At 39.0% G+C, this 1709-nt stretch carries 1 protein-coding gene; it reads right to left on the bottom strand.

What is annotated here, in order from left to right; genetic code table 11:
- Positions 1-140 precede the first annotated feature (140 nt).
- Positions 141-1502 (bottom strand): MATE family efflux transporter, encoded by a 1362-nt coding sequence (locus V7659_RS06595; RefSeq protein ID WP_335538935.1) that lies wholly within the window; start codon positions 1500-1502, stop codon positions 141-143.
- Between the last annotated feature and the right edge of the window lie 207 nt (positions 1503-1709).

Genomic DNA, 1709 nt, shown 5'->3' with positions numbered 1-1709 from the left:
AAGAGACAAAAAAGGTCATGTAAGAATTCTACATGACCTTTTTTGTCCTCACTTCGGCAAAGTATCCACTCCAGGAGGACATAATTGCACAATTGTATTTTTGTGGTGCCTGACACCAATAATTAAAACATCCATATCCACTACATAACTGCTTTATTGACGAATTTTCGTTTTTGGATATAGATGAGCCTGATGGATAGGGCTATTCCTGCGGCGAGGAGGCCGATGGTTAGACCGAGCCAGTAGCCTCTTGCTCCCAGACTTGTGTAGTGGGCAAGCAGGTATCCTGCTGGAAGACAGATTAACCAATAAGCGATTAAGGTCATAATAAAGGCTAGATTAACATCTTTATAGCCTCTTAAGGCCGCTTGTGCTGTCGCCTGAATGGCATCACAAATTTGGAAAAACAGCGCAAAGATCAAGAAATTGGCGGTTAAATTAATCACCTCTATTTCATTCGAGTAAAAACCGGCAACTTGATAGCGAAAAATCACGACAAATAATCCTGTGAAAACAGCAATCAAGATCGCTAGATAAATCCCCAACCAGCTGTATTGTTTCGCATCTTTATAGCGCCGAGCCCCTACCTCATATCCAACAAGGACCGTTTGTGCCGTCGAAATACTAATTGGAATCATATACAAAAAGGAAACGATATTTAAGGCTGATTGATAGGCGGCAATCGTGGTGACATTAAACTTACTTAATAGAATCGTAACCACAGCGAACATACTTGTTTCAAAGAAAGTTGAAAGCCCCATCGGAACGCCGATCTTTAATATCTCCTTACATTTATCCCACGAAAATTCTTTGAAATCGGCAAATACCGGGTACGATGAGAATGGTTCTTGGGTTCTGACGATAAACACAGTCATCACCATAATCCCCCAATATGTTATTGATGTTGCGTAACCTGCCCCCGCCCCACCAAGCTCTGGAAAGCCTAAGTTTCCAAAAATGAGCACATAGTTCAAAAAGAAATTCAATGGCAACGACAAAAGCATAATGATCATGATGACCCGTGTTTTGCCAAGTGCATAGATAAATGATCGTAGTACATTAAAAATAAATAATGGCAGAATTCCATAGCTAAGTCCGATTAGATAATGAAAAGCCGTTTCTTGAACACCGGTATTCAAATTCATTTTATCTAAAATAGGGTCTAACAAAAAGAAGCCAAAAAGGATAACCACTAGCGCAATCAATATTGAGAGATAAATTCCATGCTTTACAACGGATGCGACTTCATTGCTCTTTTTTTCCCCAAAGCGTTGTGCCGCAATGGGTGAAACAGCAAGGAGAATACCGCTTATCCCAGTAAAAATGGGACTCCAAATGGAGGAGCCAATCGCCACTCCTGCTAACGCTGTAGAGTTGAACTTCCCCGACATAATTGTATTAAAAAACACCATCGAAAACATGCCAAGCTGTGTAATTAAGATCGGAATTAACAAGATACATATTTGCTTTGTTTTTTCCTTTAAGGTAAAGGTTTGCTTCATAATTAGATTCTCCTTGAAAATAAAAATCCGAACCTTCATTATACTCTATATTGGATGAATATTCCTCATATAAATTGGAGAGCCATTAAAGAGTCTATGTATTAAAAACACATTCGGGATGGTCCTATTTCTTTAAATAAAATTCGTGTGGTTGTTAAAAATATGATGGTAAACCGAAATTTGAGGAGGACTTGTATGCAACAGGAT

It is taken from the genome of Neobacillus drentensis (genome assembly GCF_036966985.1).
Lineage (GTDB): Bacteria > Bacillota > Bacilli > Bacillales > Cytobacillaceae > Neobacillus > Neobacillus drentensis_E.
This window is presented reverse-complemented; position numbering and strand designations above follow the sequence as displayed.

Bases quoted from the DNA above. Each gene is read 5' to 3' on its own strand.
- V7659_RS06595 (WP_335538935.1), bottom strand. From the start codon at position 1,502: ATGAAGCAAACCTTTACCTTAAAGGAAAAAACAAAGCAAATATGTATC.